The 26,430-nt window shown below is 64.4% G+C and carries 18 protein-coding genes and 3 pseudogenes; 12 read left to right on the forward strand and 9 right to left on the reverse strand.

Annotated elements, in window-relative coordinates; translation table 11 throughout:
* Window positions 1–55: 55 nt before the first annotated feature.
* Together J4G43_RS16720 and J4G43_RS16725 are read left to right on the forward strand one after the other, a co-directional pair.
* Complete coding sequence (locus J4G43_RS16720) at window positions 56–3,235, forward strand: efflux RND transporter permease subunit (RefSeq protein WP_208085665.1); 3,180 nt, start codon at window positions 56–58, stop codon at window positions 3,233–3,235.
* The gene (locus tag J4G43_RS16725; RefSeq protein ID WP_208085666.1) at window positions 3,222–4,427 is read left to right on the forward strand and encodes an efflux RND transporter periplasmic adaptor subunit; all 1,206 of its coding nucleotides are present in this window, start codon (window positions 3,222–3,224) and stop codon (window positions 4,425–4,427) included. The genes J4G43_RS16720 and J4G43_RS16725 overlap by 14 nt, the downstream gene beginning before the upstream one ends.
* 106 nt (window positions 4,428–4,533) lie before the next feature.
* Here J4G43_RS16725 and J4G43_RS16730 read toward each other — a convergent pair.
* Window positions 4,534–6,041, reverse strand: a pseudogene (locus J4G43_RS16730) (acetyl-CoA acetyltransferase).
* Window positions 6,042–6,164: 123 nt separating this feature from the next.
* On the reverse strand, window positions 6,165–7,298 hold the full coding sequence (locus J4G43_RS16735; protein ID WP_208085667.1) for a nitronate monooxygenase: 1,134 nt from the start codon (window positions 7,296–7,298) through the stop codon (window positions 6,165–6,167).
* 255 nt (window positions 7,299–7,553) lie between these two features.
* On the opposite strand from J4G43_RS16735, the gene J4G43_RS16740 reads away from it, so the two are divergent.
* Together J4G43_RS16740 and yghU are read left to right on the forward strand one after the other, a co-directional pair.
* Window positions 7,554–9,173, forward strand: a complete 1,620-nt coding sequence (locus tag J4G43_RS16740; protein ID WP_208085668.1) for a flavin-containing monooxygenase — start codon at window positions 7,554–7,556, stop codon at window positions 9,171–9,173.
* A gap of 177 nt (window positions 9,174–9,350) precedes the next feature.
* On the forward strand, window positions 9,351–10,232 hold the full coding sequence (gene yghU / locus J4G43_RS16745; RefSeq protein ID WP_208085669.1) for a glutathione-dependent disulfide-bond oxidoreductase: 882 nt from the start codon (window positions 9,351–9,353) through the stop codon (window positions 10,230–10,232).
* A 173-nt stretch (window positions 10,233–10,405) separates the two neighbouring features.
* Here the strand turns inward: yghU and J4G43_RS16750 are convergent, their stop codons facing one another.
* The 4 genes and pseudogenes from J4G43_RS16750 to J4G43_RS16765 form a co-directional block, all read right to left on the reverse strand.
* Window positions 10,406–11,023, reverse strand: a complete 618-nt coding sequence (locus tag J4G43_RS16750) for a flavin reductase family protein (protein WP_028146895.1) — start codon at window positions 11,021–11,023, stop codon at window positions 10,406–10,408.
* 152 nt (window positions 11,024–11,175) lie between these two features.
* Complete coding sequence (locus J4G43_RS16755) at window positions 11,176–12,453, reverse strand: acyl-CoA dehydrogenase family protein (RefSeq protein WP_014496881.1); 1,278 nt, start codon at window positions 12,451–12,453, stop codon at window positions 11,176–11,178.
* A 306-nt stretch (window positions 12,454–12,759) separates the two neighbouring features.
* Window positions 12,760–13,140 (reverse strand): VOC family protein, encoded by a 381-nt coding sequence (locus tag J4G43_RS16760; protein WP_208085670.1) that lies wholly within the window; start codon window positions 13,138–13,140, stop codon window positions 12,760–12,762.
* Window positions 13,141–13,249: 109 nt separating this feature from the next.
* A pseudogene (locus J4G43_RS16765) lies at window positions 13,250–14,181 on the reverse strand (SDR family NAD(P)-dependent oxidoreductase).
* Between the two features lie 26 nt (window positions 14,182–14,207).
* On the opposite strand from J4G43_RS16765, the gene J4G43_RS16770 reads away from it, so the two are divergent.
* The 3 genes from J4G43_RS16770 to J4G43_RS16780 are packed head-to-tail and all read left to right on the forward strand — an operon-like array spanning window position 14,208 to window position 16,360.
* Window positions 14,208–14,996, forward strand: coding sequence for an enoyl-CoA hydratase/isomerase (locus tag J4G43_RS16770; RefSeq protein WP_028146899.1), 789 nt, complete (start codon window positions 14,208–14,210; stop codon window positions 14,994–14,996).
* A complete protein-coding gene (locus J4G43_RS16775) occupies window positions 14,993–15,979 on the forward strand; it encodes a phosphotransferase family protein (RefSeq protein WP_208085671.1) in 987 nt (328 codons plus the stop codon). The genes J4G43_RS16770 and J4G43_RS16775 overlap by 4 nt, the downstream gene beginning before the upstream one ends.
* Before the next feature lie 3 nt (window positions 15,980–15,982).
* Window positions 15,983–16,360, forward strand: a complete 378-nt coding sequence (locus tag J4G43_RS16780; protein WP_208085672.1) for a DUF6285 domain-containing protein — start codon at window positions 15,983–15,985, stop codon at window positions 16,358–16,360.
* Window positions 16,361–16,547: 187 nt separating this feature from the next.
* Here the strand turns inward: J4G43_RS16780 and J4G43_RS16785 are convergent.
* Window positions 16,548–17,325: pseudogene (locus J4G43_RS16785) on the reverse strand (enoyl-CoA hydratase-related protein).
* 212 nt (window positions 17,326–17,537) lie between these two features.
* On the opposite strand from J4G43_RS16785, the gene J4G43_RS16790 reads away from it, so the two are divergent.
* A complete protein-coding gene (locus J4G43_RS16790) occupies window positions 17,538–18,812 on the forward strand; it encodes an acyl-CoA dehydrogenase family protein (protein WP_208085673.1) in 1,275 nt (424 codons plus the stop codon).
* A 125-nt stretch (window positions 18,813–18,937) separates the two neighbouring features.
* On the opposite strand, the gene J4G43_RS16795 is transcribed toward J4G43_RS16790, so the two are convergent.
* Together J4G43_RS16795 and J4G43_RS16800 are read right to left on the reverse strand one after the other, a co-directional pair.
* Window positions 18,938–20,518, reverse strand: a complete 1,581-nt coding sequence (locus J4G43_RS16795) for a fatty acid--CoA ligase (protein WP_208085674.1) — start codon at window positions 20,516–20,518, stop codon at window positions 18,938–18,940.
* 248 nt (window positions 20,519–20,766) lie between these two features.
* A complete protein-coding gene (locus J4G43_RS16800; RefSeq protein WP_208085675.1) occupies window positions 20,767–21,639 on the reverse strand; it encodes an SDR family oxidoreductase in 873 nt (290 codons plus the stop codon).
* Window positions 21,640–21,744: 105 nt separating this feature from the next.
* Here J4G43_RS16800 and J4G43_RS16805 point away from each other — a divergent pair, with 105 nt between their 5' ends.
* The 4 genes from J4G43_RS16805 to J4G43_RS16820 all read left to right on the forward strand — a co-directional run bounded on the left by J4G43_RS16805 (window position 21,745) and on the right by J4G43_RS16820 (window position 26,386).
* Complete coding sequence (locus tag J4G43_RS16805; RefSeq protein ID WP_208085676.1) at window positions 21,745–22,554, forward strand: crotonase/enoyl-CoA hydratase family protein; 810 nt, start codon at window positions 21,745–21,747, stop codon at window positions 22,552–22,554.
* Between the two features lie 168 nt (window positions 22,555–22,722).
* A complete protein-coding gene (locus tag J4G43_RS16810) occupies window positions 22,723–24,267 on the forward strand; it encodes an acyl-CoA synthetase (RefSeq protein WP_208085677.1) in 1,545 nt (514 codons plus the stop codon).
* 157 nt (window positions 24,268–24,424) lie between these two features.
* Window positions 24,425–25,219: an enoyl-CoA hydratase/isomerase family protein gene (locus tag J4G43_RS16815; RefSeq protein ID WP_208085678.1), complete on the forward strand. Its 795-nt coding sequence runs from the start codon at window positions 24,425–24,427 to the stop codon at window positions 25,217–25,219.
* A gap of 87 nt (window positions 25,220–25,306) precedes the next feature.
* Window positions 25,307–26,386 carry a rhomboid family intramembrane serine protease gene (locus J4G43_RS16820; protein WP_208085679.1) on the forward strand — a complete coding sequence of 360 codons (1,080 nt, stop codon included), beginning with the start codon at window positions 25,307–25,309 and terminating at the stop codon, window positions 26,384–26,386.
* The last annotated feature ends 44 nt before the right edge of the window (window positions 26,387–26,430 follow it).

Consider the following 26,430-nt stretch of genomic DNA (forward strand, 5'->3'; position numbering starts at 1 on the left):
GCCTCAGGAACCCGTGGGGCGTGTTCCCTGTCCCCTATTTGGAATTGCCTGACCGATGATTGCTCTGGTCCGTATTGCCCTGAGCCGACCCTACACGTTTGTCGTGCTCGCGCTTCTGCTCCTGATCATCGGGCCGCTCGCGGCCCTGCGGACGCCGACCGACATCTTCCCGGACATCCGCATCCCCGTGATCGGCGTGGTCTGGCAGTACACCGGCCTGCCGCCGGACCAGATGTCCGGCCGCATCACCACGCCGTTCCAGCGCGCGCTGACGACGACCGTCAACGACATCGAGCACATTACCGCCAACTCCTATAACGGCTTTGGCATCATCAAGATCTTCTTCCAGCCGAACGTCGACATCCGCACCGCTAACGCGCAGGTCACCGCGATCTCGCAGACGCTGCTGAAGCAGATGCCGCCGGGCGCAACGCCGCCCCTGATCCTGAACTACTCCGCCTCGACCGTGCCGATCATCCAGGTGGCTTTGTCGGGCGATGGCCTGACCGAGCAGAACCTCGCCGATATCGGCATCAATAATCTGCGCACCCCGCTGGTCACCGTGCCCGGCGCGGCGATCCCGTATCCGTTCGGCGGCAAGCAGCGCCAAATCCAGATCGACCTCGATCCGACCGCGCTCCAGGCCCGTGGCCTGTCGGGCCAGGACGTCGCCAACGCGCTCGCAGCCCAAAACCTGATCACGCCGGTCGGCACCCAGAAGATCGGCCAGTTCGAATACAACATCCAGCTCAACAACTCGCCGCTGAAGATCGACGAGCTCGGCAATCTGCCGATCAGGACCGTCAACGGCGCGATGGTCTATGTGCGCGACGTCGCGACCGTGCGTGACGGCAATCCGCCGCAGACCAACATCGTCCATGTCGACGGCAACCGCTCGGTGCTGATGATGGTGCTGAAGGCGGGCGCGACCTCGACGCTCGATATCATCGCCGGCATCAAGCAGAAGGTGATCGACGTCAAGGACCAGCTGCCGGACGCGCTGAAGATCGGCTTCATCGGCGACCAGTCGGTGTTCGTCCGCGGCGCGATTCAAGGCGTCGCGATCGAAGGCGTGATCGCGGCGCTGCTGACCAGCGTCATGATCCTGCTGTTCCTCGGTAGCTGGCGCTCCACGGTCATCATCGCGGTCTCGATCCCGCTCTCGGTGCTCGGCGCCATCATCATGCTGTCGGCGATCGGTGAGACGCTGAACATCATGACGCTCGGCGGCCTTGCGCTCGCGGTCGGCATCCTCGTCGACGACGCCACCGTCACCATCGAGAACATCAACTACCATCTGGAGCAGGGCAAGCCGGTCGAGCAGTCGATCCTCGACGGCGCCAACCAGATCGTGACGCCGGCTTTCGTCTCGTTGCTGTGCATCTGCATCGTGTTCGTGCCGATGTTCTTCCTCGCCGGCGTCGCGCGCTTCCTGTTCGTGCCGATGGCCGAAGCCGTGATGTTCGCGATGATCTGGTCGTTCATCCTGTCGCGCACGCTGGTGCCGACCATGGCGAACTATCTGCTGCAGGCACACGTCCATCACGAGGGCGGCCCGCCGAAGTCGCGCAATCCGCTGGTCTGGTTCCAGCGCGGTTTCGAGGCCCGGTTCGAGCGCATTCGCAGCGGCTACCATGACTTCCTCGGGCTCGCGCTGGCGCACCGCGCGGTGTTCGTGATCGGCTTCCTCTGCGTGGTCGGCGCGTCCTTCGCGCTGGTGCCGTTTCTGGGACGCAACTTCTTCCCCGCGGTCGATGCCGGCAATATCCTGATGCATGTCCGCACCCAGGTCGGCACCCGCGTGGAGGAGACGGCGAACCAGCTCGCCGACGTCCAGAAGGCGATCCGCAAGCTGATCCCCGGTGAAATCGAGACGCTGACCGACAACATCGGCATGCCGATCTCCGGCATCAACATGACCTACAACAACACGGGCGTGATCGGCCCGCAGGACGGCGACATCCAGATCAAGCTGAAAGAGGGCCACAAGCCGACGGAAGAGCACGTGCGCGTGCTGCGCGAGCAGCTGCCGCGCCTGTTCCCCGGCGTCAGCTTCGCATTCCTGCCGGCCGACATCGTCAGCCAGATCCTGAACTTCGGCGCGCCGGCGCCGATCGACCTGCAAATCCGTGGTGCCAATATCGGCGCCAACTTTGCCTACGCCAACAATTTGCTGGCGAGGGTTCGCAAGATCCCGGGCGTTGCCGATGCGCGCATCCAGCAGTCGCCGAATAACCCCACCTTCAACATCGACGTCGACCGTACCCGCGCGCAATATGTCGGCCTGACCGAGCGCGACGTCACCAACAGTCTCGTCGTCAACCTCGCCGGCTCCTCGCAGGTCGCGCCGACCTACTATCTCAATCCGGAGAACGGCGTTTCCTACTCCATCGTGATGCAGACGCCGCAATACCAGATCGACTCGCTCAGCGCGCTGCAGACGCTGCCGATCACGGCAACGGGCGCCTCGCAGTCGCCGATCCTCGGCGGCATCGCCGACATCAAGCGCGCGACCTCGAGTGCGGTAGTGTCGCAATACGACATCCAGAACCTCGTCCAGATCTTTGCCACGACCTCGGGCCGCGATCTCGGTGCGGTCGCCGCCGACATCCGTCAGGTGATCGCCGACACCGCCAAGGACGTGCCGAAGGGCTCCTCCGTGGTGCTGCTCGGCCAGGTGCAGACGATGAACAGCGCCTTCACCGGCCTTCTGTTCGGCCTGCTCGGTGCCGTCGTGCTGATCTACTTCCTGATCGTCGTGAACTTCCAGTCCTGGTCCGACCCGTTCGTGATCATCACCGCGCTGCCGGCCGCGCTTGCCGGTATCGTCTGGATGCTGTTCGCGACCGAGACGACGCTGTCGGTGCCCGCCCTGACCGGCGCGATCATGTGCATGGGCGTTGCCACCGCCAACAGCGTGCTGGTGATCTCCTTCGCCCGCGAGCGCTACGAGGAGCTCGGTGACCCCGTCGCCGCTGCACTCGAGGCCGGGTTCGTCCGGTTCCGCCCGGTCCTGATGACCGCGCTCGCCATGATCATCGGCATGGCGCCGATGGCCTTGGGGCTCGGGGAGGGCGGCGAGCAGAATGCGCCGCTTGGCCGCGCCGTGATCGGCGGCCTGATCTTTGCAACTTTCGCCACGCTGATGTTTGTTCCCGTGGTGTTCAGTATGGTACACAAGAAACAAGGCGCCAAAGCCGCCGCCCCATTGGAGACTCCGCATGTCGCCCACTGAACCCCGCTCCCCGGTGTCGCACCGGAAACTGGGCATCTTCGGCGTGGTGGCGCTGATTGCGGCAGGTCTCGTCGTCGGCACCGGCATTCGTGCCCGCGAGGAGCACGGCTCCAAGCTGAAGGAATGGACCGACGATCAGGCCGTTCCCAGCGTTGCGGTGACGCTGCCGAACGCAAAATCCCTCAACGGTACCATCGACCTGCCGGGTCGGCTCGAGGCCTATTACCGCGCGCCGATCTTCGCGCGCGTCTCCGGCTATCTGAAGAGCTGGAGCGTCGACATGGGCGCGCGCGTCAAGGCGGGGCAGGTGATCGCCGAGATCGAGGCGCCCGACCTCGACCAGCAACTGCTTCAGGCCCGCGCCGACCTCGCCAGCCAGCAGGCCAGTGCCAGGCTCTCGGAAGCAACGCTCAACCGGCGCAAGACGCTGGTCGCCTCCAACTTCGTCTCCGCCCAGGAGATCGACGAGCGCACCGCCGATCTCTCCAACAAGAACGCGGCCGTCCACTCAGGCCAGGCAAATGTCGAGCGGCTTGAAGCGCTGGCCGGCTACAAGAAGATCACGGTGCCGTTCGATGGCGTGGTCACGGCGCGCGATACCGACGTCGGCGCGTTGATCAATGCCGGCGGCGGCTCCGGCCCGGCGATGTTCGTGGTCTCCGACATCACCAAGCTGCGCGTTTACGTCAACGTTCCCCAGAACTACGTGCCTGCGATCAAGATCGGCGCCAAGGCCACCATGGTCATGCCGGAATACCCGAACCGGACATTCCAGGCGACGGTCGAGGCGTCTTCGCAGGCCGTCGACGTCGCCTCAGGAACCACCCGCATGCAGCTTCGGCTCGACAATTCCAACGGCGAGTTGATGCCCGGCGGCTATGCCAGCGTGAAGCTCAACCTTCAGCGCGACACCGCGCCGCTGAGCATTCCCGCCAGCGCCCTGATCTTCAACGGCAGCGGTCTGCGTGTTGCGACCGTCGGTCCCGACGACAAGGTGCAGTTCAAGACCGTGACCATCGCGCGCGATCTCGGCAAGGAGATTGAACTCGCCTCGGGCATCGCACCCGACGACCGCGTCATCGCCGCCCCGCCGGATGGCATTTCCGACGGCGACCAGGTTCGCGTCGTTGGCGGCGCCGGTGCCAAGGGCAAGCCGGCGACGGCGTCGGAGAAGCAGGCGCCGAAGGGCTAGGTTGATCTCGTAGGGTGGGCAAAGCGAAGCGTGCCCACCATCTTCATGTGATTGGAAGAAGAATGGTGGGTACGGCGCAAGAGCGCCTTTGCCCACCCTACGAAAGCTACGCCACCCGCCACTCCGGCACGCCATCCGCCGCCATCGTGATCTCGCCGAGCGAACCCAGCGGCGTGCGATCCATGTTGAGCAGATGCGCCAGCGTCGCCGCGTCGCTCGCCGGAATCCGCGCCAGGGTGCGTCGATCATCTTCCGTCCGCAGCATCACCACGCCGTGCTCGACATCGCCGCCGCGGCCATAGAGCACCGTGAAACTCTCGACCTTGCCCTTGCCTGAGACCTCCGTGACGAACTCGGGCACCGCGCGCTTGTTGCGGTCGGCCTCGCCTTGCACGCTCGTCTCCTGCGCCAGCGCCTCACGTGGCGTCTTCGACACCACCAATGCGTGGTGCTTGGTGACGAAGCCGCCCTGGCCGTAGAGCAGCCCGAGCTTGGCGCCATCACGCACACGCCGCACCATCGCGCAGGCCGCATGCGTCATGTAGGTGTTGAGCGGCGCACCGAAAAAGGTGAGGCCACCGGTCACGGTCGGCTGCACGTCGGCCCCGAGGCCCAGCGTCCGCCGCGCCATCTTGGGCACGCACGGGAAGCAGCTATAGAGCTCGATCGCGTCGAACTTTTTACCGTCGCCGCCGGCGAGGTCCATCGCCGCCTTCAGCACCGCATTCTGCGGATGGCTTTCATGGAACTGATCGCGCAGGAGGTAATCGCGCGGCTCTTCGGCCGAGGCGCCGCCGAGCGGATAGACCAGCTTGTCCTCCGCGATGCCGGCCGCGCGCGCCCTGGCGAGGCTGGTGAGCAGCAGCGCGCCGCCCATGTTGACGCTGGGGTTGGCGACCATGAGCTTGTTGTAGGGCCAGGCGATCAGCCGGTTGTCCGCCGTCGGCGTCGTGATCTCGTCCGGCGCATGGCGCCGCTTCAGCCAGGCGTTGGGATTTTCGGCGGCGGCCTCGGAGTAGCGCGACCACAGCGTGCCGGACTCTGCCATGGCTTCGCGCGGCGTCTGGCCCCAATGGGCGGAGGAGGCGGACTCATAGAATGGATAGACGGTGACGGGACGGAACACGCCGAGCTTCACCGCTAGCGGCTTCTGGAATGCCGCCCCACGCTTGGGCTCCTCGACGTCATGGGCGAACGGCGTCCAGGGCAGCTTGACCCCGGCGCGCTCCGCCTTGGTCGCGGTCGACTGCGCCTCCGCGCCGCAGACTGCCGCCACAGTGCATTCGCCACGCGCGATGCGTTTTGCCGCCTCGTGGATGTAGCGGATCGGGCTCTCACCGCCGACCGGGCCGTAATAGCAATGCGCCGGCGCAATGCCGAGCCGCTGCGCCAAAGCTTTTCCGGATCGCGATAGCGCCAGCTCAGGAAGTTGACGACGTCGAGCGACTGCACCTCGCCAAGCAGCTTTGCGCCGGCGTCCTGCTCGGCCCGCCGCAGCGCTTGCTCCAGAAGATCGAGAGGCTCGAGGCCCTCGGTGATCTCCTTGGGTCGGTCGATGATCTCGCCGATGCCGACGACGACGGGGATGCGGTCTTCCGGGATGTTGTCAGTCATAATCTCGATTCACGATGTTAGTTGTCTCGTCATTGAGAGGAGCGAAGGCACGAAGCAATCCCGAAATGTATCCGCGGAAGAAGTCTGGATTGCTTCGCTTCGCTCGCAATGACGATGTGGATGCTACTCCGCCACCAGCGCATTCATGTGCTCGACGGCCTCGGCAAATTCTTCCTTGAACTCCTGCACCACGGCGCCCGCCGACTTCACGCTGTCGATCAGGCCGACGCCCTGGCCGACGAAATAGCTGACGAGGTCGCGCGCCTTGGCGTTGCCGCTCGCCGCCGCGCGATCGATCGCGTTGAAGGCGTCGCGGCTGATGACGCTTTGCAGCGGCATCGGCAGCGCGCCGGGGCTTTCCGGCGCGCGGTCCCAGGCATCGGTCCAGACCGAGCGGAGCTGGCGTGCCGGCTTGCCGGTGCGCCCCTTTGAACGGATCGCATCGCGCGAGGACGCCGCGATCATCTTCTCGCGGAAGATCTCCGTGGTCTCGGCCTCGACGGTGGCGAGCCACACCGAGCCGGTCCAGGCGCCGGCCGCGCCCATCGCCATGCAGGCGGCCATCTGCCGTCCCGTCATGATGCCGCCGGCCGCGAGCACCGGCACGTCGCGGATCTTCTTGATCGCCTTGATCACCTCCGGCACCAGCACCAGGGTGGAGACCTCGCCGCAATGGCCGCCGGCCTCGGTGCCCTGCACCACGAGAATGTCGACGCCGGCCGCGACCTGGCGCAACGCATGCTCCTTGGCGCCGACGAGGGCGGCAACCGGCACGCCGTGCTTCCTGCCCATCTCGATCATCGCCTTCGGCGGCACGCCCAGCGCGTTGGCGATCAAACGGATCGGATGGTTGAAGGAGACCTCGAGCAGCTGAAGTGCGGTCTTCGCGTCGAACGGTTGCGGCTGGTTGTCGGCCACATCACTTGTCGTCAACTCGATATCGTATTTCTTCAGGAGGTCGCGCGTGTAGGCGCGGTGCTCCTGCGGCACGCGCGCCTCCAGGCTCTTCCAGGTGACGTCCTTCTCGCCTGCGGTCGAGATGTTCTCGGGGATCAGCACGTCGATGCCGTAGGGCTTGCCGTCGACATGCTCGTCAATCCATTTCAGCTCGCGCTCGAGCGTGTCGGGCGTGTGCACGGTGGCACCCAACACGCCAAAGCCGCCGGCACGGCTGACGGCGGCAACGACGTCGCGGCAATGGCTGAAGGCGAGCAGCGGGAACTCGATGCCCAGCATGTCGCAGATCGGCGATTTCATGGCTCTCTCCCGGCAGCCGTCGCGTTGCTGTTGTTGCTTTGCTTGAGCGAAGGCGCTTCGACGCTAGCTCATCGTCACCCGCGATGCCAAGCCGGATTTGGCCGCGCATCTTGCGTGCAGACGCCACGCGGCGGATGAGCCATTCCGCTGCACAAAATAAACAGACCAGAGCTCGCCGATTTGCCTCTTGCGCTTTTGTGGGCCTTTGAGAATGCTGGCGCAAACAAAGAGAAAACAGCGAGGGAGCGCCTACCGATGTCGCCAGCGCAAGTCGTCGGCGCGGGCTTTGCCGGCATGTACATGTTGCACCGCCTGCGCGGTCTTGGCTTCTCGGCGCGCGTCTATGAGCAGGGTGGTGGCGTCGGAGGCACCTGGTACTGGAATCGCTATCCCGGCGCGCGCTGCGATGTCGAGAGCATGCAGTACTCCTACTCGTTTTCGGAAGAGCTGCAGCAGGAGTGGGACTGGAGCGAGCGCTACGCGCCGCAGCCGGAGATCCTGAACTACGCCAACCACGTTGCCGACCGTTTTGATCTTCGCCGCGACATCCAGTTCGACACCCGCGTCGAGCGCGCGGCGTTCGACGCGCGGGCGAAGTGCTGGTCGGTGACGACGTCCGACGGCAAGACGGTTGAGGCGCAGTTCATCGTGCTTGCGACCGGCTGCCTCTCGAACGCGCGCAAGCCTGACATCAAGGGCCTCGAGAGCTTCAAGGGACCTGTCTACCACACCGGCAACTGGCCGCATGAAGACGTCGACTTCACGGGCTTGCGCGTCGGCCTGATCGGGACGGGATCGTCTGGCATCCAATCGACGCCCGTCATCGCCGAACAAGCAAAACATCTCACCGTATTTCAGCGCACGGCGAATTTTTCGATTCCCGCGCGCAACGCCGCGCTGACCGACGAAGAACGCAGCAACGTCCGCAAGACCTATCCGGAGATCCGCCGCTTCGCCCGCGAAGTCGCACGCAACGGCATTTTCGCCGAGCAACCCGATCGCGGCGCGCTCGACGACAGCGACGAGACCAGGAATGGCAAATATTCGGCGCGCTGGGAGCGCGGCGGGCTCACCTTCATGTATGTCTACAACAATCTCGGCCTGGAGCGATCCGCGAACGACACCGCGGCGAACTTCGTGCGCGGCAAGATCGCCGAGATCGTGCAGGACCCCGAAACCGCGAAGCTGCTCCAGCCCAACAGCCATCCGATCGGCACCAAGCGCATCTGCATCGATACGGATTATTTCGCGACCTTCAACCGGCCGAACGTCTCGCTGGTCGACATCAAGACCAATCCGATCGAGGAGATCACCGCGAATGCCGTGCGTGTCGCAGGCAAGGACCACGAGGTCGACGCGCTGGTGATGGCGACGGGCTTCGATGCCATGACCGGCTCGGTCGCGAAGATCGACATCAGTGGCCCGGGCGGACGGACGCTGAACGAAAAGTGGGCGGAAGGCCCGAAGACCTATCTCGGTCTGATGAGCGCGGGCTTTCCGAACCTCTTCATCATCACCGGCCCCGGCAGCCCGTCGGTGCTCTCGAACATGATCGTCTCGATCGAGCAGCATGTCGACTGGATCGCCGATTGCCTCGTCCACATGCGCAGGCAGGGTGTTGCCACCATGGAGGCAAGCGGGGAGGCCGAGGACAAGTGGGTCGCCCATGTCAACGAGGTCGCCCGCGGCACGCTCTATCCGCAGGCCAATTCCTGGTACATGGGCGCCAACATTCCAGGCAAGCCGCGCATCTTCATGCCCTATATCGGCGGCGTCGGTGTCTACCGCCGGATCTGCGACGAGGTCGCGGCGAAGGGATATGAGGGGTTTTTGCTGGGGCAGGCCGAGCAGGGGCTGACGGCGGCCGCGTCCTGAACCTGGCTCTTTCCGATCGTCATTCCCGGGCGCGCGGCGGGCCCGGAACGACGGCGGGAAGCGGCCTGCCATGACGAAACGTAGAGTTGCCCCGCCCGGCAATGCATTTCTGCGCCCTTGCCATCGGCCATTCGCGAGCTAATTAATGCAAGCGCATCTTTTCGCCGGAGCCCCCGCATGACCGACGCCCCCGCCTACGTGCCGCCCAAAGTCTGGACCTGGAACAAGGAGAACGGCGGGCAGTTCGCCAGCATCAACCGCCCCATTGCCGGCGCGACCCACGACAAGGAGCTGCCGGTCGGCAAGCATCCCTTCCAGCTCTATTCGCTGGCGACGCCGAACGGCGTGAAGGTCACGGTGATGCTGGAGGAACTGCTGGCGCTCGGCCACAAGGGCGCCGAATACGATGCCTGGCTGATCAGGATCGGCAATGGCGACCAGTTCGGCAGCGGCTTTGTCGACATCAACCCGAACTCGAAAATTCCCGCGCTGGTGGACCGGTCCGGTCCCGAGCCGATCCGGGTGTTCGAATCCGGCTCGATCCTGGTCTACCTCGCCGAGAAGTTCGGCGCCTTCCTGCCGAAGGACATCAAGAGCCGCACCGAAGCGATGTCCTGGCTGTTCTGGCAGATGGGCAGCGCGCCCTATCTCGGCGGCGGCTTTGGTCACTTCTACGCCTATGCGCCGACCAAGATCGAATACGCCATCGACCGCTTTGCGATGGAGGTCAAGCGCCAGCTCGACGTGCTCGACCGGCGCCTCGCCGACAACGAGTACCTCGCGGGCAATGAGTACACCATCGCCGACATCGCGGTGTGGCCCTGGTACGGCGCGCTCGCCAAGGGGCTGGTCTATGGCGCCGGCGAATTCCTGTCGGTGCAGGACTACAAGTACGTGCAGCGCTGGACCGACCAGATCGCCAAGCGCCCGGCCGTCAAGCGCGGCCGCATGGTCAACCGCGTTTCCGGCGATCCCGCCAGCCAGCTCCACGAGCGGCACGACGCCGGCGATTTCGACACCAAGACCCAGGACAAGATCGGCGAGCCGGCCGCGACGTAAACGGTGCTCGCTTCACCTCGCCCCGCTTGCGGGGAGAGGTCGAATTCGATCGAAGATCGAATTCGGGTGAGAGGGACTCTCCGCGAGCCCAACTCACACTGTTTTCTCGGAAGCAGCCCCTCACCCCAGCCCTCTCCCCGTAAGAACGGGGCGAGGGAGCGCGATGGCGCGGCCTACTTCCCCTTCGCCCCCTCCGCCGCCGGAAACACCACGCGATCATCCGTGCGGCAGTAGCGGTCGGCGAACATCCGGCCGATCGGGTGATAGCGGTCCATGTGCACCCGCATCGCCTTGTCGTCCCACAGCTCGTCGCGGATATGGAAGTGGATGCCTTCGCCCATGATCAGCCGGCGATCGTCGTTGACGTCGATCATCTTCCAGAGCTTGCACTCCATCGCCCAGGGCGTGTCGGCGAGCCGCGGCACGGCGATCTTCGCCGACGGTGCGAGCTTCAGCCCGAGATAGTCAGGCTCGCCCACTTCAGGGGGAAAGTCGCCGCTGCTCTCGTGCATGGCCTTCGCCAGCGGCTCGTCGGCGAGGTTGACCACGAACTCGCCGGTGCGCTGGATGTTGAGAAACGTGTCCTTGTCCTGGCCGTTGGGCTTGCGGTTCGCCGCGAACATGCACAGCGGCGGATCTTCGCAGAAGGCGTTGAAGAAGCTGAACGGCGCGGCGTTGACGACGCCGGTCGGCCCGACCGAGGTCACCCACGCGATCGGCCGTGGCAGGATGAAGGACGTCAGCACCTTGTAGCGCTCGCGTGGCGTCAGGTCGCTGGCGGCGTATTCCATGGTGGCTCCGTGGGGGTGAAACTCTCGTAGGGTGGGCAAAGCGAAGCGTGCCCACCACTTTCTTGCGAAGCCGCGATGGTGGGCACGGCGCGCGAAGAGCGCGCCTTTGCCCACCCTACCGCTCTTCCCGAGCGGGGAGAGGCCAGAGACTTTTACGCCATGCTCAGCTCGTGGCGTCCCACCACCATCCAGTGCACCTCGTCCGGACCGTCGGCGAAGCGCAGATGGCGGACGTCCTGGTACATCTCGGCGAGCGGGGTCCAGTGCGAGATACCGGTGGCGCCGTGCATCTGGATCGACTGGTCGATGATCTTGCAGGCGCGCTCCGGCACCATGGCCTTGACCATGGAGACCCAGACGCGGGCCTCCTTGTTGCCGAGCACGTCCATGGCCTTGGCGGCCTTCAGCACCATCAGCCGCATCGCCTCGATCTCGCAGCGGGCCTGCGCGATGATCTGCATGTTGCCGCCGAGATGGGCGATCTTCTTGCCGAAGGCCTCACGGGTGAGGCCACGCTGCACCATCAGATCCAGCGCCTTCTCGGCCTTGCCGATGGTGCGCATGCAGTGATGGATGCGGCCCGGGCCGAGGCGGAGCTGCGAGATCTCGAAGCCGCGGCCTTCGCCGAGCAGCATGTTCTCCTTGGGCACACGGACGTTGTTGAAGCGCATGTGCATGTGGCCGCGCGGGGCGTGGTCCTGGCCGAACACGTACATGGGCCCGAGCACCTCGACGCCGGGCGTGTCGCGCGGCACCAGGATCTGCGACTGCTGCTTGCTCGGCGCCGCATCCGGATTGGTCTTCACCATCACGATGAGGATTTTGCAGCGGGGATCGCCGACGCCGGAGATGTAATATTTCTCGCCGTTGATGACCCATTCGTCGCCGACGAGCTTTGCGGTCGTCGAAATGTTCTTGGCGTCGGAGGAGGCGACGTTCGGCTCGGTCATGACATAGGCCGAACGGATCTCGCCGTTCATCAGCGGCTTCAGCCACTTCTCCTTCTGCTCCTTGGTGCCGACGCGCTCCAGCACTTCCATGTTGCCGGTGTCCGGCGCCGAGCAGTTCATCGTCTCGGAGGCCAGCGGGCTCTTGCCGAGCTCGGAGGCGATATAGGCGTAGTCGAGATTCTTCAGGCCCTGACCGGTCTCGTCGTCGGGCAGGAAGAAATTCCAGAGGCCTTCCTTCTTGGCCTTGTTCTTGGCGACCTCGAGCACCTCGAGCTGTTTCGGCGTAAAGCTCCAGCGATCCTGCTTGCCTTCGCCGGCCTTGGCGAATTCGATCGACATCGGCTCGACGGTGTCGCGGATGAATTTCCTGACGTGATCGTAGAGCGGCCGGACCTGGTCCGACATGCGGAGATCGTTGAGCTCATCGCCGGGATTGAGAGTGTAGTTGGTGGTGCGGGGTATGTAGGCGTGCTTTGTCATTGTTCCTCCCGGGGTCACTGAGATCGCGTTGGGCCGCAGAATAGTCGCAGCGCGGCCAAAGCGCGAGCGCGCATTTTTCAGGCGACCCATGCCATGCGATGGAATATCGCGAGAGCGTTTGAAATGCTGTTTGAACGGGGTGAGGAGGCAGGTGCGGGCCGCACTCACTGTTGTCATCGCCCGGCTTGACCGGACGATCCAGTACTCCGTGACGTCAGCGATTTACGGAGAAGCCGCGGCGTACTGGATTCCCCGCTCCAGTGCGCAATTGCGCACAAGGCGGGGAATGACACCGTCCTGGAGCAATCAGTTCGGCAGCCGATGCATCGCGCAGATCTTGTTGCCGTCGAGATCGCGCAAATAAGCGATGTAGAGCTTGTTCCCTGCGCCCTCGCGGATGCCGGGCGGATTCTCGATCGGCGTTCCGCCGGCGGCGACACCGGCTGCGTGCCACTTGTCGACCTGCTCAGGCGAGTTGGCGGCAAAGCCGATAGTGCCGCCATTCGCACACGTGGCGGCCTCGCCGTTGATCGGCTTCGTCACCGAGAACACGCCGGTCTTGGTGATGTAGAAGATGCGATGGCCGTCGACCCTGGCCGGGCGCACCTCGAGCGTGCCGAGCAGGTTGTCGTAAAAAGCCTTGGCCTTGTCGAGATCGTTAGTGCCGATCATGATGTGTGAGAACATTTGCCCATTCCCCTCAGAGTTTATAGCCCGGATGGAGCGCAGCGAAATCCGGGTCTTGCTTGCTTCTAGAAATCCCGGATTACGCTTCGCTCCATCCGGGCTACGAGATTCAAAACGCCGTATAGCCGCCGTCGATCACGAACGTATCCGCGGTGTGATACGACGACGCCTTGCTCATCAGATACACCGCGATGCCGCCGAAATCGCTGGCCTCGCCGAAGCGCCGCACCGGAATGCGCGGCATCACATTGGCCACGAACTTCTCGTTGGCCATGATGCCCGCGGTCATGTCGCTCTTGATCCAGCCGGGCAGGATCGCATTCGCGGTGACGCCGTGACGCGCCAGCTCGACGCCGAGCGCGCGCACCAGCGCTTGATCGCGGCCTTGGTCGCGGCATAGTGCTCGTTGCGCGCAGTGCCGAAGATCGAGGCGAGGCTCGATGTCGCGACCAGCCGGCCGAAGGGATCACCGGCATTGGCGCGCTCGGTCATGTGTTTTGCGGCGGCCTGGAACGCGTGGAACACGCCGTCCAGATTGGTCGCAAACATCGTGCGCCACTCTTCCTCGGTGCGCTCGATGAAGGAGCGCCGGCCGCCGCCGCCGATGCCGGCATTGGCAAAGCAGCCGTCGACCCGGCCGAAAATGTCGAGTGTCGCCTTCATCGCGGCATTGACCGAAGCCGGATCGGTGACGTCGCAGACGCGGGTGTCGACCTTGCCGGTAAGGCCCGTCATGCTCGCGGCAGCAGCCTTGTTCTTGTCAGGATTGCGGCCCCAGATCGAGACGTTGCAGCCCTGGCCGGCCAGTGCCTGCGCGATGCCGAGCCCGATACCGCCATTGCCGCCGGTGATCACGGCGACGCGGCCGGTAAGGTCGAAAAGGTTCATGGCGCGTTTCCTGTTTTTGGCACGGGCGCGCGCCAGCCTGTGCGCGCAAGATTGTGCGATACGACGACAAGGTATGTTCGGACCACCATGGACAAGGCCGCGACAAAAATCAAATATGCGCCCCGGCAAAACTAATTCCGGTCTGCGAAACATCGCTAGTACCAACTGACGAGGAAACCATGCAGTTCAAACACGTCACGCTCGATTTCGATGGCTCGGTCGCGATCCTCCGGCTCGACCATCAGGAGGTGATGAACGCGGTCTCCATGGACATGCTGGGCGGCCTCTCCGATGCCCTCGACGCGATCGAGGAGAAGAAGGGCGAGGTCCGCTGCGTGGTGCTGACCGGCGCGGGGCGGGCGTTCTGCACCGGCGCGAATCTGCAAGGGCGCAACAATCAGTCGAAGAAGACCAAGGCCGGCCTGACGCTCGAGACCGGCTTTCATCCCTTCTTGCGGCGCATCCGCAATCTGCATTGCCCGATCGTGACCGCGGTCAACGGCCCGGCGGCCGGCGCCGGCATGAGCTTCGCGCTGCTCGGCGACATGATTTTGTGCGCGCGGTCCTCTTACTTTCTTCAAGCCTTCCGCCGCATCGGCCTCGTGCCGGATTGCGGCTCGACCTGGCTACTGCCGCGCCTGATCGGCCGGGCGCGCTCGGTCGAATTGTCGCTGATGGGTGAGCGGCTACCGGCCGAGAAGGCGCTGGAATGGGGCCTCGTCAACCGCGTCTACGACGACGGCGTGCTGATGGAGGAGGCGATGAAGCTCGCGCGTGATCTCGCCAGCGGCCCGACGGTCGCGCTGTCGCTGATCCGCAAGCTTTACTGGGACAGCCCCGAAAATTCGTTCGAGGATCAGCTCAATCTCGAATTCCAGTGCCAGCTGCGCGCCGGCGACACGGACGATTTCCGTGAAGGCGTTGGCGCGTTTTTGGAGAAGCGCCCGGCGCAGTTCAAAGGCAAATGATCGAGGCCGAGCTCTCCCGCAGCGTCGCGCGCTGGTGCGAAGGGGCGACCGGCGTCACCGGCGCGGCAAAACTGTCCGGCGGCGCCAGCCAGGAAACCTGGCGTTTCGACATCGCGCATCCCGATGGGCCGATCGGCGCGATCCTGCGCCGCTCGCCGAAGGGCTATGGCGCCGCGCCGACGCGCGCGGCGGGCCTCGCGGCCGAAGCGCAGCTGATGCAACTCGCTTTCGAGGCCGGAGTGCCGTCGCCGCGCGTGATGCATGTGTTGACGCCGGACGAAAATCTCGGCACCGGCTTCATCATGCAGCGGGTCGAGGGCGAGACCATCGCCCGCAAGATTCTTCGCGATGATGAGTACGCGGCGGCGCGGCCGCGTCTCGCGCGGCAGATCGGCGGCGTGCTCGCCGGCCTGCACAAACTGCCGCAGGACAAGCTGCCCGAGCTGCGCAGCCGGTCCGCGACCCAGGAGATCTCCGAGTTCGAGCGCGACTATCGTAGCCTGAACTGGCCAAAGCCCGTGTTCGAGCTGGCGCTGCGCTGGCTGCGCGACCATGATCCCGGCCCCTCGGCCGAGACGACGCTGGTGCACGGCGATTTCCGCAACGGCAATCTCATCATCGGCGCCGACGGCGTCCGCGCCGTGCTCGACTGGGAGCTCGCCCATCTCGGCGATCCCATGGAGGATCTCGGCTGGGTCTGCGTTAACTCCTGGCGTTTTGGTGAGATCGACAAGCCGGTGGGCGGTTTTGGCACACGCGAGGAGTTGTTCGCCGGCTATGAGGCCGCGGGCCGCAAAGTCGTCCCGTCGCGTGTAAAATTCTGGGAAGTGATGGGCACACTGCGCTGGGGCATCATGTGCGGCGGCATGATGCAGCGGTTTCGCGAGGGGCCGGATCATTCGATGGAACGCGCCATGATCGGCCGCCGCGCTTCGGAAACCGAAATTGATCTCTTGCGGCTGCTCGCGCCGCGGGGAGGGTGAGACATGCAGGACGAACCGACCCCGATCGAGCTGACCAAGGCGGTCGCCGATTTCCTCCGCAACGACATCACGCCGCTGGTCTCCGGCCATCAGGCCTTCAAGCTGCGCGTCGCCATCAACATTCTCGACCTCGTCACGCGGCAGCTGACGCAGGAGGAGGAAAGCGATGCGAAGGAGGTCGAGCGGCTGCGCGCGCTGCTGGGCATTGACGGCTCGGTCGCCGATCTCAACCGCGCGCTCGCTGAGCGCATCGCCAAGGGTGAGGTTGATCTGGCAACGCCGGGGCTCGCCGAGCATCTCTGGCAGACCACGATGGATAAGCTAGCGGTCGACCAGCCGAACTATGCCTCATACAAGCGGGAGCTGGGGCGAGACGGGTAGACGGTGCCATATTCTCCGCTGTCATCGCCCGCCTAGTGCGCAATTGCGCACAGGGGCGGGCGATCCAGTATTCCAGAGACGGCAGTGAGATGCGTTGAAGCCGCGGCGTACTGGATGCCCCGGTCAAGCCGGGGCATGACACCTGTGGTGTTGGGGCATCCGTCGTCGTGACGAGGAGAACGGCGCTCTACTTCCCCACCCATTTCGGCGGCCGCTTCTCCGAGAACGCCTTCGGGCCCTCGATGTAATCCTGCGAGGCCACCATCGCCTTCACCGCCGGATATTCGCGCTGCTCCTCGATCGCCTGCTCCAGCGACACGGCGAGCCCCTTCTGGATGGTCTGCTTCGACGCCCGGATCGACATCGGTGAGTTCTTGGTGATCATCTCCGCCCAGCGCAGTGCGCCCGACAGCGCCTCGCCCTGCGGCACCACCTCGTTGACGAAGCCGAGCTCATGGCCCTCCTTGGCGCTGACATGGCGCGGTGAGGATCATGCCCATGGCGCGCTTCAGGCCGATCTGGCGCGGCAGGCGATGCAGGCCGCCGGCGAGTGCGGCGAGGCCAACGCGTGGCTCGGGCAGGGCGAAGGTCGCGTTCTCCGACGCGATGATCAGGTCGCAGGCGAGCGCGATCTCGAAGCCGCCGCCCATGGCGACGCCGTTGACCGCGGCGATGATCGGCTTGTCGCAATCGAATCGCGAGGTGAGGCCGGCAAAGCCGCCCTTGTCCCAGCCGCGCTTGCCGCCTGCCGCCTGCCACTTCAGATCGTTGCCGGCGCAGAACGCCTTGTCGCCGGCGCCGGTGACAACCGCGACCCACTGCTCGGGGTCGGCGGAGAAATCGTCGAACACCTTGTTGAGTTCGAAATGCGCATCGATGTGCAGGGCGTTGTAGACCTCGGGCCGCGACAGCGTGATGATCGTGATCGGCCCCTTGCGTTCCACCTTTGAGAATTTCAGATCCATCGCGCGCTCCCGCATTTACTCGTGAAGGAATATTGCGGACATACTAGCGCGCGTCAGCGCCGCGACACCATCGGATTGCGCGGGCGCGCCTTGCGCCTGTCACACGCCTCGCCTTGCTTGACTTGCGCGCGCACTTCTCACCTTAATCGCGCGAAGCAAAAGCGCGGTTAGCGCCTTAACGCAAAACGACAAAACTACTCCGGGAGAGAGCCGTGGATTTCTCATTGCCTGCCGATCTCGTCGCCTATCTCGGAGAGCTCGACCGATTCATCGAACGCGAGATCAAGCCGCTCGAACAGGCCGACGACAACATCCGCTTCTTCGACCATCGCCGCGAATGGGCGCGCACCGATTTCGACAATGGCGGCCTGCCGCGCCATGAATGGGAAGCGCTGCTGCGCAAGGCCAAGGATCTCGCGGACGCCGCCGGCCATCTGCGCTTTCCGGTGCCGAAGCAATATGGCGGCAAGGACGGCTCCAACCTCTGGATGGCTGTGATCCGCGAGCATTTTGCCGCCAAGGGTCTCGGCCTGCACAACGATCTCCAGAACGAGCACTCCGTCGTCGGCAATTTCCCCGTTGTCACCATGCTCGATCGCTATGGCCGCGACGACCAGAAGGCGATGATCGACGGTTCGATCAAGGGCAAGTACCGCATCACCTTTGGCTTGACGGAGCCGCATCACGGCTCGGACGCCACCCACATGGAGACGCGTGCGGTGCCCGCGACCCGCGACAACGTCAAGGGCTGGATCATCAACGGCGAGAAGATGTGGACGACCGGCATGCATGTCGCCACGCATTGCGCGCTGTTCGCGCGCACGAGCGGCAATGACGGCGATGCCCGCGGCATCACCTGCTTCCTGGTGCCGGCCAAGAGCCATGGCGTGAAGGTCGAGGAGTACATGTGGACCTTCAACATGCCCACCGACCATCCCCGCGTCAGCTTTACGGACGTGTTCGTGCCTGAGGATGCGCTGTTCGGCGAAGTCGGGCGCGGCCTGTCGCTGGCGCAGTGCTTTGTCCATCAGAACCGCATCCGCCAGGCGGCAAGCTCGCTCGGCGCTGCCGTCTACTGCATCAACGAGAGTGTCAAATACGCGCGCGAGCGAAAGCCGTTCGGCAAGGCGCTCGCCGAGAATCAGGCGATCCAGTTCCCGCTGGTCGAGCTCGCGACCCAAGCCGAGATGCTGCGCCTGTTGATCCGCAAGACCGCATGGGAGATGGACCAGCTCAACGAGGAGCAGATCGAGCGCACGCTCTCCGACCGCGTCTCCATGTGCAACTACTGGGCAAACCGCCTCTGCTGCGAATCCGCCGACCGCGCCATGCAGGTCCACGGCGGCATGGGCTATTCACGCCACAAGCCGTTCGAGCACATCTACCGCCACCACCGCCGCTATCGCATCACGGAGGGCAGCGAGGAGATCCAGATGCGCAAGGTGGCGGGGTTCCTGTTCGGGTATATGGGGCCGGGGAAGCATTGAGCGGTTGCTGCGAAGCATCGCTGCCGTAGGGTGGGCAAAGCGGAGCGTGCCCACCGTTCTTGTTGCAAACGAAGAATGGTGGGCACGGCGCTTTGCGCCTTTGCCCACCCTACGGCACCGTGGGATCAATTCACCCGCCGATCCTTCCCCGCCCAATACGGCTCGCGCAACTGCCGCCGCAAGATCTTGCCTGACGGATTCCGCGGCAGCGCCGGCAAGAACTCCACGCTCTTCGGCGTCTTGAACCCGGCAATGCGTTCGCGGGTGAAGTTGATGATGTCGGTGGCGGTCGCCTGCTTGCCGGGCTTCATCACCACCACCGCCCTCACCGCCTCGCCCCATTTGTCGTCGGGCACGCCGATCACGGCGGCTTCCGCGACATCAGGATGATCGCACAGCGCGCTCTCGACCTCGGCCGGGTAGATGTTCTCGCCGCCGGAGATGATCATGTCCTTGATGCGGTCGTGGATGTAGAGGTAGCCGTCCTCGTCCATGTAGCCGGCGTCACCCGTGCGCAGCCAGCCATCGCCGCGCAGGGTCGAGGCGGTCGCTTCGGGCAGGTTCCAGTAGCCGGCCATGTTCGAGCCCGAGCGCGTCGCGATCTCGCCGACCTCGCGCGGCGGCAGTGGTTTGCCGTCCGCATCCAGGATCGCGATCTCGACGCCCGGCAGCGCCTTGCCGGCCGAGCGCATCCGCTCGAGGCCCTCGACGTGGTCCTCAGGCGGTAGCGCGACGATGGTGCCTGTCGTCTCGGTCATGCCGTACATCTGCACGAAGCCGCATTTGAAGACCTCGATGCATTCCTTCAGCAGCGCCGCCGGAATCGGCGAGGCGCCATACAGCATGTATTTCAGCCGCGAGAAATCGACCGTCTTCGCGCGCGGCTGCCGTACCACGAACTGCATCGCCGCCGGCACCATGAAGAGTTTTGTGATGCCCGACTGCTCGAAGAAATCCAAAACCTTGGTCGGATCGAACTCGCGCGCGATCACGCCGCGGGCGCCGTGATAGAGTCCCATCACGCCCCAGCCGGAGCCGCCGATGTGGAAGATCGGCATCGCCACCAGCGACACGTCGTCGGTCGACCACCGGTTCCACTCCGGCTTGTCCTCGGCATTGCCGGTTTGTACCAGGTTGAGGAAGTTCGCATGCGACAGCATCGCGCCCTTGGGCTTGCCTGTGGTGCCCGACGTATAAAGCTGGATTGCGATGTCCCGGGTGTCGATCGGCACCCTGGGATCATCGCCGCTCTGCGCATCGCGCCAGGCCGTAAAATCCTGCCATTCCGGCGCGCCGCCTTCGGTGGTGATGACAGTGCGCACGCCAGGCAGCTGGCCCTTGATCTGGCGGACCTGCGCGATGAACTCCGGCCCCACGAACAGCACCGGCGCCCTGCAATCCGCAACGATGAAAGCGACCTCGGGCCCTGCAAGCCGCCAGTTCACCGGCGCCATCACCACACCGGCCTTCATCGCGCCCATCAGCAGCTCGAAGTAGAGGTCGCTGTTCTTGCCGAGATAGGCGATGCGGTCGCCCTTCTCCACGCCCATCGCGATCAACGCGTTGGCGACCTTGTTGGTCTTGACGTCGAACTCGGCAAAGCTGGTGATGTGGCCCTCGAACTCGTAGGCGGTCGCGTTGCCGCGGCTGGTCGCGCGCTCGCGCACCATGTCGGCGAGATTCGCCAATGGCTGTGTGGTGGACATGTCTCTCCCGTGGCGTCTTGTTTTTATGCCTGGGAGTGTGGCGTCATCCGCGGGTGAAGACAAGATGGGAGAGGCCCCGCTGTCGTCCCGGACAAGCGCAGCGGAGCGGAGCGCAGATCCGGGACCTATAGCCACAGGGAGGAGTTGTGGCGCGAGATCGGGGTTATGAGTCTTCGCCAAACCTCATCCTGGGGTTATGGGTCCCGGGCTCGCGCTATGCGCGCCCCGGGACGACAGCGGTGAGAGCATCACCCCCGCTTCGCCCGGTCCTTCTCGTTCTGCGCCATGATGCTCTCGCGCGCGGTTTTCCAGTCGTCGTCGCTCCAGTCGCGGAGCTGGTAGAAATTGCCGCCCATCGCCAGCGCCTGCGCGCCGTCCATCGCGATGGTCTCGCCGCTGATCCAGTCGCAGCCGCCGGAGATCACGAACACCGCGAGGTTCTGCAATTCCTCCATGGTGCCGACGCGGCCCATCGGGTTCATCGCCTTGGTGCGCGCGCCGGCTTCGTCGCCGGGCTTGATGCGCTTGCTCATGCCCTCGGTCGGGATCTCGCCCGGCGCGATCGTGTTGAGGCGGATGCCGTAGCGGCCCCATTCGGTCGCGAGCGACATCGTCATGGCGTGGATCGCCGACTTGCTCATCGCGGACGGTACCACGTAAGGTGAGCCGTTGCGCACCCAGGTCGTGGTGATGGAAACGACATTGCCGGGCTGCTTCAAGGCGATCCAGCGTTTGCCGACCGCATGGGTGACATAGAACGTGCCGTGCATCACGATGTTGGCGACGGCATCGAAGCCGCGCGGCGACAGCTCCTCGCTGCGCGAGATGAAATTGCCGGCCGCGTTGTTGATGAGATCGGTGAGGGGAGCGTCACGAAAGATCGTCTCGATCATCTCTTCGACCGCGAGCGCGTTGCGGATGTCGACGCCGTGGCTGGTGACGCGGCCACCATGCAGGTCCATCAGCTCGGTCGCGGTCTCGTCGCACACGATCTTGCGCCGGCCGCAGATGTGCACCTCTGCTCCAAGCTGGAGGAAGCGCGCCGCCATCGACTTGCCGAGTCCGGTGCCACCACCGGTGACAAGGATGTTCCTGCCGGCCAGAAGATTTTCCTTGAACATGGCTGTTTCTCCCGTACGGATTGTCAGTTAATTGGTCGATTGACTAAATCCGGCCGCTGGCTTCCTGTAAAGCGGCACTGAACAAGAACAGGGGAGAATTCATCCATGGAAGAGCGCGTCTCGATCTCGATCTCGGAAGGCGTCGCCGACGTGCGGCTGGTGCGCGCCGACAAGATGAATGCGCTCGATCAGGCGATGTTCGAGGCCCTTGTTGCCGCAACTGACCGGCTTTCGAAGGAAAAGGGCGTGCGTGTCGTCGTGCTCTCGGGCGAAGGCCGCGCCTTCTGCGCCGGTCTCGACATGGGGCGTTTTGCCGCCATGAAGGAGAAGGGCGGCAACGGAATTCCGGGTGGCGAAAATCGCGACCTCACGGCGCGTACGCACGGCCAGGCGAATTTTCCGCAACAGGCGGTGTGGGGCTGGCGCCAGTTGCCGGTTCCGGTGATCGCGGCCGTGCACGGCGTCGCTTTCGGTGGTGGGTTCCAGCTCTCGCTCGGTGCCGACATGCGCTTTCTCTCGGCCGATGCGCGGATGTCGGTGATGGAGATCAAATGGGGCCTCGTGCCCGACATGGCCGGCACGCCGATCCTGGCCTCGCTCGTGCGCGACGACATTTTGCGCGATCTCACCTACACCGGCCGCATCTTCTCCGCACAGGAGGCGATGAGCTACGGCCTCGCGACGCGCATCTGCGACGACCCCCGCGCCACGGCTCTCGAAGTCGCGCGCGAAATCGCCGGCAAGAGCCCCGATGCGATCCGCGCCGCAAAGCGCCTGCTCAACAATCTCTCGGTCGATCCGGGCCCGGCGCTGCTCGCCGAGTCGGTCGAGCAGCAGAAGCTGATCGGCAGTGCGAACCAGACCGAAGCGGTGCGCTCCAATCTGGAGAAGCGCGAGGCGAGGTATGTAGACTGACAGGCTCTCCGTCATGGCCGGGCAGAAGCGCGAAGCGCGTCTTCGCGCTAGATGTCCCGGCCATCCACGTTCTTGGTCAGAAGCGGCAAGCAAGAACGTGGATCACCGGGACAAGCCCGGTGATGACGACTAACTGGCAACGTCGCTAAACAACAAAGAAAAACAAAAATGAGCGAAACGTCCCCATTCCTCGGCATCGTCTCCGGCGCCCGCCGCCGTACCCACGCCGAAGTCGCCAACCGCGCCGATTGCATCGCGAGCGGCCTCGCCAAAATCGGCGTCAAGCAAGGCGATTGCGTCTGCATGCTGATGCGCAACGATATCGCCTTCCTCGAAGCGGCCTACGCCGCGATGCGGTTAGGTGCGTATGGTGTGCCGATCAACTGGCACTTCAAGCCGGAGGAGATCAACTACATCCTCGGGGATACCGGCACGTCCGTGCTGATCGGACATGCCGACATGCTACATGCCCTGCGCGATGCGATTCCGAAAGGCGTCACCGTGCTCAGCGTGCCGACCCCGCCGGAGATCCTGTCCAACTACAAGATCAATCCAGATCATCTGGTGACGCCGGACTTCGCGGTCGATTTCGAATCCTGGCTGGCGCAACACCAGCCCTATGACGGCCCGGTCGTGCCGCAGCCCATGAACATGATCTACACGTCAGGGACAACGGGCCATCCCAAGGGCGTGCGGCGCAACGCACCGACGCCGGAACAGGCCGCGGCCGGCGAGCGCATGCGTGCGATGATCTATGGGCTCAAGCCCGGCGCCCGCGCGATCCTGCCGGGCCCGCTCTATCACTCCGCGCCGAACTCGTTCGGCATCCGCGCCGGCAAGCTCGACGGCGCGCTGGTGCTGATGCCGCGCTTCGAGGCCGAGGAGTTCCTGGACCTGATCGAACGATACAAGATCGACACCATCTTCATGGTCCCGACCATGTTCATTCGCCTGATGAAGCTGCCGGAGGTGGTCCGCAAGAAATACGATGTCTCGTCGCTGCGCCACATCATCCATGCCGCCGCGCCATGTCCGGCCGACGTCAAGCGCGCGATGATCGAATGGTGGGGGCCGGTGATCTACGAATTCTACGGCTCGACCGAATCCAGCGCCGTCACCTTCGCGACCTCCGAGGATGCACTCAAAAAGCCCGGCACCGTCGGCAGGATTTCGCCCGGCGCCGAGCTGCGCTTCATCGGCGATGACGGCCGCGTGCTGGGCGTGGGCGAGATCGGCGAGATCTATTCCCGCATGGCCCAAATGGCTGACTTCACTTACCACAACAAGCCGGAGAAGCGCGCCGAGATCGACCGCGACGGCTTCATCACCTCCGGCGACGTCGGCTATATCGACGAGGACGGCTACGTCTTCATCTGCGACCGCAAGCGCGACATGGTGATCTCAGGCGGCGTCAACATCTATCCGGCCGAGATCGAATCCGTGCTCCACGCCGTGCCCGGCGTGCATGATTGCGCCGTGTTCGGCATCCCCGATGCCGAGTTCGGCGAGGCGCTGATGGCGGTGGTCGAGCCGCAACCAGGTGTCACGCTCGATGCCGGCGATATCCGCACCCGGCTCAAGGGCTCGCTCGCCGACTACAAGGTGCCCAAGCACATCGAGATCCGCACGAGCCTGCCGCGCGAAGACTCCGGAAAAATATTCAAGCGCCGCCTGCGTGATCCCTATTGGGAGCAGGCGGGGCGGAAGATTTGAGAAAGAACCCGTAGGGTGGGCAAAGCGACTTGTCCGCCGTAGCTCAACGAGCGAAGGCGGAAGCGTGCCCACCATGGCGATCGCAGGTACCGAAGGTGGGCACGGCGCAAACGCGCCTTTGCCCACCCGACGAGGGACACGCAGGGAAACATTCATTATGAGCGACGCTGCCAAGGAAGTGCTGTACGAAGTCGCCGACCACATCGCGGTGATCACGCTGAATGCGCCGGAGCGCATGAACACGATCTCCGGCCCGATGCTGAACGATCTGGCGCGGCTGCTGACCGAGGCCAATGAGGACCGCAACGTCCGGGTCGTGATCCTCACCGGCAAGGGGCGAGCATTCTGCGCCGGCCTCGATTTGCGCAAGGAGCGCGACGGCAATGGCCTCAGTGCCGCGTCCTCGCCGACCACGATCAATCTGCGCAACACGCCGCCGACCGTGCTTCAGGCTATGGACAAGCCGACCATCTGCGCCGTCAACGGCGGCGCCGCCGGTTACGGCATGGACACCGCGCTCGGCTGCGACATCCGCATCATGGCGGAGTCCTCGAAACTCGCCGCCGCCTTCGTCAAGCGCGGCGTCGTGCCGGAATCCGGCGGCACCTGGCTGCTGCCGCGGATGCTCGGCTGGGCCAAGGCTTCCGAGCTGATCTTCACCGGTCGGACGCTCAGCGCCCGCGAGTGTCTGGACTGGGGCCTCGCCAACGAGGTCGTGCCGGATGCCGACCTGATGGGCCGCACCCGCGCCATCGCCCGCGAAATCGCAGCCAACGCGCCGCTCGCGGTGCAGGCCTCCAAGCGCATGATGCGGATGGGCCTCAACGAGAACTTCTCCGATCACGTTCACCACGTCTACCTCCAGCTTCTGCCGCTGTTCAAGACACAGGACATGGCCGAGGGCATGAAGGCGTTCATGGAGAAGCGCGAGCCGAAATTCGAGGGACGGTAGGCGCCGCCTGATCGCGCACGCTGGAGTAGCAATCAGTAATCGGCTCGGCTAGGTTGACGTTCCCACGCCAACCGCTTGCGATCGCCGATGCCCTTATACCGCGCCAGCTTCTTCGAAGTTCCTCATGCGGCCCTTTACGCGCTGATGACGGTGACCGTCCTGGCGTCGGGATTCTGCTTCATCCAGGCAGGCAGTCCGGCGGCGCCGGCAGAGTTGCTGTATCGCTATGGCGGCATGTATTCGGGCGCAATCGCGCGGCATGAGTACTGGCGCCTGCTCGCCTATGGCTTCCTGCATGTCAACTTCGTCCACCTCACCATGAACATGTTGTGCCTCGTGCTGTGGGGCGGACATCTCGAGCGGCGAGTGGGACCGGCCTATTTCCTCATCATCTATCTCTGCGCGATGGTGTTCGGCGCCGTCATCGGCAATGGCATCCATTCCACGCCCTATTTGACTGTCGGCGCGTCCGGCGCCACGTCGGGCATTTTGGGTGCGCTGCTCTGCCTGTGGATCCTCGGCAAGCTCGACGTCAGGTTCGACTTCTTCGCCATCAACATCGGATTGAACATCGCGTTTGCGCTCGGCAATTCGCGGATCGACTGGGGCGTCCATCTCGGCGGCTTTGCGGCCGGATTGATCGCCTGCGCATTGCTGGACCTCATCGAGAAGGCGAATCCTTACGCGCTTCGTTGCAAATTTCCCGAAGCCGTGAAGGTCAATCTCACTCTGTTGGCCTGTGTTGCTGCTGCGTGGGCTTGGAGCGGTCAGGCCATCGCCGCCGGGATTTCCGGATGGGGCCTGGCCATCGTTGTCGTGGTCGCATGCTGTGCGGTCGTGAAGGTGGTTGATCTCGTCCTCTCCATGAAGAAGGGTCTTGCGATCGTCGTGGTCGCCCTGGCTGGAGCGAATGCTGTCACCATCCTGCTGTGCGGTTTGGCTCTGGCATCTTCTTGCAGTCCGCGCTGGCCAACCGGGTCCGTTCCACTCGATAATCTTCTCGTCATATTCTGTCCCAATCCTGTTCTGATCTCGGGGCTGGCCGCGATCGGTGCCGCCGCGCTGACGCTGTGGCTCTGTGCAAGGGAAATTTCGCGCGGGATCGAGGATGTCGGATTTGTCGGCACATCGCTGCGTGCCGAACGCAGCCGGCGTCATGGACTATGACCGCGGAGGTCGTGCTATAAGAGGGCTCATTGACCCCGGATCAT

The sequence above is a fragment of the Bradyrhizobium barranii subsp. barranii genome (assembly GCF_017565645.3).
Taxonomy (GTDB): Bacteria; Pseudomonadota; Alphaproteobacteria; order Rhizobiales; family Xanthobacteraceae; genus Bradyrhizobium; species Bradyrhizobium barranii.